At 40.2% G+C, this 3,825-nt stretch carries 9 protein-coding genes; 3 read left to right on the plus strand and 6 right to left on the minus strand.

The annotated features are described in order from the left end of the window. From PVV69_RS09340 to PVV69_RS09355, 4 genes are all read right to left on the minus strand, one after another. Positions 1–693: baseplate J/gp47 family protein (locus tag PVV69_RS09340; RefSeq protein WP_273757288.1), on the minus strand; the 693-nt coding region annotated here is incomplete at its 3' end. Beyond that, positions 690–1,031, minus strand: a complete 342-nt coding sequence (locus PVV69_RS09345; RefSeq protein ID WP_004856773.1) for a GPW/gp25 family protein — start codon at positions 1,029–1,031, stop codon at positions 690–692. The genes PVV69_RS09345 and PVV69_RS09340, both read right to left, overlap by 4 nt. Beyond that, positions 1,028–1,693, minus strand: a complete 666-nt coding sequence (locus tag PVV69_RS09350) for a phage baseplate assembly protein V (RefSeq protein ID WP_273757289.1) — start codon at positions 1,691–1,693, stop codon at positions 1,028–1,030. Before PVV69_RS09350 ends, PVV69_RS09345 begins: the two co-directional genes overlap by 4 nt. Next, positions 1,674–2,222: a hypothetical protein gene (locus PVV69_RS09355; protein ID WP_273757290.1), complete on the minus strand. Its 549-nt coding sequence runs from the start codon at positions 2,220–2,222 to the stop codon at positions 1,674–1,676. The genes PVV69_RS09350 and PVV69_RS09355 overlap by 20 nt, the downstream gene beginning before the upstream one ends. 49 nt (positions 2,223–2,271) lie before the next feature. Here PVV69_RS09355 and PVV69_RS09360 point away from each other — a divergent pair, with 49 nt between their 5' ends. From PVV69_RS09360 to PVV69_RS09370, 3 genes are read left to right on the plus strand one after another with little or no spacing between them, the layout of a single operon-like run. Next, the gene (locus tag PVV69_RS09360) at positions 2,272–2,544 is read left to right on the plus strand and encodes a hypothetical protein (protein WP_006589097.1); all 273 of its coding nucleotides are present in this window, start codon (positions 2,272–2,274) and stop codon (positions 2,542–2,544) included. Further along, positions 2,534–2,851, plus strand: a complete 318-nt coding sequence (locus PVV69_RS09365) for a type II toxin-antitoxin system HicB family antitoxin (RefSeq protein ID WP_004856761.1) — start codon at positions 2,534–2,536, stop codon at positions 2,849–2,851. The genes PVV69_RS09360 and PVV69_RS09365 overlap by 11 nt, the downstream gene beginning before the upstream one ends. 42 nt (positions 2,852–2,893) lie before the next feature. After that, positions 2,894–3,058, plus strand: a complete 165-nt coding sequence (locus PVV69_RS09370; protein ID WP_273755853.1) for a CopG family antitoxin — start codon at positions 2,894–2,896, stop codon at positions 3,056–3,058. Between the two features lie 28 nt (positions 3,059–3,086). On the opposite strand, the gene PVV69_RS09375 is transcribed toward PVV69_RS09370, so the two are convergent. Together PVV69_RS09375 and PVV69_RS09380 are read right to left on the minus strand one after the other, a co-directional pair. Next, entirely contained in the window at positions 3,087–3,365 is a 279-nt protein-coding gene (locus PVV69_RS09375; protein WP_273757291.1) for a hypothetical protein, read from the minus strand. Beyond that, on the minus strand, positions 3,362–3,825 hold a 464-nt coding region (locus PVV69_RS09380; RefSeq protein ID WP_273757292.1), incomplete at its 5' end, for a phage antirepressor KilAC domain-containing protein. The genes PVV69_RS09375 and PVV69_RS09380, both read right to left, overlap by 4 nt.

Raw genomic sequence — 3,825 nt, forward strand, 5'->3', positions numbered from 1 at the left:
CCACGACAAACTTAATTCACGACCAATGGCTTGTTCTTGTCTCCATGCTGCTCTTAAATTTGTTTCCATTGTTGTAAGAATTTTCAAAGATGTTTCTGGTAACAGCCAAACATCTGCTTCTAAATCCAGCACTTTTTTGACAGCAGCGTGAACAATGATTGTATCATTGGTCATGATGATATTTTTTCTGTGAAGAGCTTCTGAGACTGTTTGTATGAGATCTTCAGATGCCGTTCCTTCTTCATTGTTGCCAAAAAGAGCAACATAGATGGTTGGGTCTTTGCCTTTACGGTAAACAATCGCATCCTTAACACGACTATCTGCTGTTAAGGCTATAAGCTTGTAATAGGGCTCTGTCCCGCTACCATTGCCGCCACGGGCATGAAGTTGAATACGTTCACGATATCTCTCATCACTTTCACCCTCCATGCGGGCAATACCATGCCAGTTTCCCAAAGCGTCAAGAGATTCACCGGTTGCAAAATCAAGAATGTTGTTGCGTGCCGCTTCGTTAATACGCTGTCTTAAAAGCAACTCTCGATAGCTAAAAGCCTCAATGACTTTTACGGACGGATCACTTTCAAGAATGCTATATTCAGGCAAAAGCTCTTTTAAATGGGCAAGAGCAGCAGCGCGTATTTCTTCAAAAGAAAGTTCTGTGATGATTTCCGGTTTTGCAAGCACTCCATTCATTTTATCAATAATCCTTCCATGGTAATGGGCTTGCCTGAAGGCAAATAAATACCTTCAAAGGACAAAGAAACTTGTCCAGCATCAACCATTTTAAAATCAATTTTTTTCAGTTTAAAACGCGGTTCCCACTTGTCTAAAGCCTCAGCAACAGCAGCATAAAGAGCAACAGCAAAAGCATTATTAACCGGTGCATCAATGAGTTCAGCAACGCGTGAACCATAGTCACGCCGCATGACACGCGAACCAATCCGTGTTGACAAAATATCAAGGATTGATTGGCGTAAATGATCAATGCCGGTCAATGGCTTTCCCGTTGTGCGGTCCATTCCACTGTTCAATTGGGACCTCCTGTCATCGAGCCACCAGGGGAAACACCTCCGTGAACATGGCTGTTTCCAATGTTGGTGCCGTTATGCTTTAAGTCACTAGAATGAAGAGCAATACCGCCATCACAATGGAGTGAAATTCCCCTGCCTGCTTTCAGAGCAATGGCTTTTTCTGCGTTTAAGTTCAGATCACCTTGTGCGGTAATTTTGATACCTTCTGGTGCTTGCAGCTCTAATTTCTTACCATCTCCTTTTATCGACACACCATCAGAAATCGTGAGATTAAACTTTCCTCCTGATGTGAGATTAAGGACATAGCTATTTTGTTCATCATCATATTCAATGGTGGTGCCATCCGGATAAAGTGTCTTATGGATATTGCCTTTATCGGCGGCTTGGTTCGCATCTGTATGAATGGAGCCAACAATCACCCCTTGTGATAAATCCCCTGATGACGCGATAACAACTACTTGCTCTCCAACATCGCGCCCTTCATAAGAGCGTGTTTTACCGGCGCGGGCTTGTGTATCTGGAATCCAGTCACTGACAAGATTGCCACTTTTTACCCGATAGCGTGCGTTTTTATGGTCGACATGGCTAATTTTTCCCACCACAACCATATTGGCCACACGTCTTTTTAGATCTGTGATTTCTTTATCGCGTCGCTCTAACATGTCCACCTTCAATTTTATGGTATTTATCTTTATTTCCCACGCCTGTTTCTGGTTCAAAGCTTAAGAAAGGTTCAACGAGTCTTGCTGTTACACTGCCTTCTTCTTCATCCATGTTGGGGATATTTGTCATATAAATGACTTCAAAGGTTAAAATTGCACCATGGAGTGCTAGAGCGCCATTATCGCCAAAGGCAAAAGCAATATTTTGCAGGCGGCATGTTTCAACTGTGTTGTTGAGATTGGGATTAGCGTAGAAAATCTCCTCAACTTCCCATGCTAATTGGTCAACAAAACGCGCTCCATCTTCACATGTTGCATAACATTCAACATCTAGCGTTAAAACACGCCGCCTTACTCCATAATCATAGCCATCTTCAATCGTTTCACTTTGTGTTGAGATATTAATTGCAGGCGTGTTCTCAGGGGAAAAGTTGAAATCACGCATATTGAAAACATTGTCACCAGCTGCCGTCTTTGCTGCTTTGATCAACGCAACAAATGTTTCCCTTATCGTCTCTCTCGGATGCATGGGGGCTCCTGTCCAATTAAGTGTATAAAATGATTGACTAGGATTAATAATGATACTATTATTAGTTATGAGTAATAAAGTTGAAAAAATAATCAGCTTGATGAAAGCATCACCAAAGAACATTAAGTTTTCAGATTTGTTGGCTGTGTGTGTACATTTTTTTGGAGAACCGCGGAACAATGGTACAAGCCACTTTGTTTTTAAAACCCCATGGCTTGGTGACCCCCGTGTGAATATTCAAAAAGGTTCTGGTAACAAAGCAAAAGCTTATCAGGTCAAACAAGTCTTACAAGCGATAGAAAGGATGAAACATGAACAATAATCATTATACATATCGTGTTTTGTGGTCGCAAGAAGATGAGGAATATGTCGGATTGTGTGCAGAATTCCCATCCCTTTCATGGTTAGATGCTCAAGCAGAGAAAGCTTTAAAAGGTATTATGGACCTTGTTTCAGAAGTTGTTGAGGACATGCAACATAATGGAGAAGAAGTTCCTGTGCCTTTGTCACATGGTAAATACAGTGGTAAGTTTCAATTAAGAATACCACCAGAACTCCATAGAAAACTTGCAATACAAGCCGCTGAAAATGGTGTGAGTTTAAACAGATACATTTCTTCTAAACTTTGAATCTTTTAAAAGTCTATACGTACTAAAAGAAATTTAATTTTTATGAAAAACTCTAAATTAAAACAAATACCCGTTTTAAAGACGGATGAAGAAGCAGAAAACTTTGTTGATACTGCAGATCTTACAGATTATGACTTAACTGGTTTTGAACCCGTTCATTTCGAATTTTTCCCTAAAGAAGCCTCTTTGACCACTCCCCACCTTTAACGATAGGGAGGGGAGATGTTTTTTTTACTTAAGCAACCTTTTTAATGGGGCTCTCTAAATTTGGTTCATAAGCACGCAACAAAGAATCCATGCTATGCGGTAACTCTGAAGCTCCGAAATCTGTAAGGATTGCCAAAATCTTTGTAATATTAGGCACGTCATTTTGAAGCTTAAAAATTAAAGCTTTTTCTATCGCATCCATAGTCTCGATAAGAGTATTAAAAGCCTTATCTTCAATATCATCACGATCAGAAAACTGATATAACGCCATCCACAAATCGCATAAAAAATCAATACTGGTATTCATTGTACACCTCCATGGATTTGTTCTCTTAAACATGCCAAACCTCTTGAAGTGATTTTTGTTGAAGGCAGTACCTTTTCTGTCCCATCTGGTCTCTGAATGGTAATCGCAGGACAATCCATGAATCCTTTCTTGATTTTATCCTGATAAGGTAATAGAGGCGCCCCTGGAGCTCGACGATAGACCCAATCATTTTTACGCAAGTAATCTGTTAAATCCTTTGGTCGTACCTCTAACATTTTTGCTGCTTCGATTAAACCAAACAAACCATCCGAACGTTTTAAACCTTCCAAAGCTTTTGCTTTTGGAGTCAATTCAGCAATAACATGATCTTTATGCTCAATTTGGCTTTGTAAGTGATTTAAAACACCAAGTAATGCTTCCGGTTTGGAGTAGTCAACTTGTGGTGTCACTACTTGTTTCAAAAGCCGTTCGCATTTGATAAAGTATTGACGCGCCTCAT

Source organism: Bartonella sp. MM73XJBT, assembly GCF_028618465.1.
Classification (GTDB): Bacteria; Pseudomonadota; Alphaproteobacteria; order Rhizobiales; family Rhizobiaceae; genus Bartonella.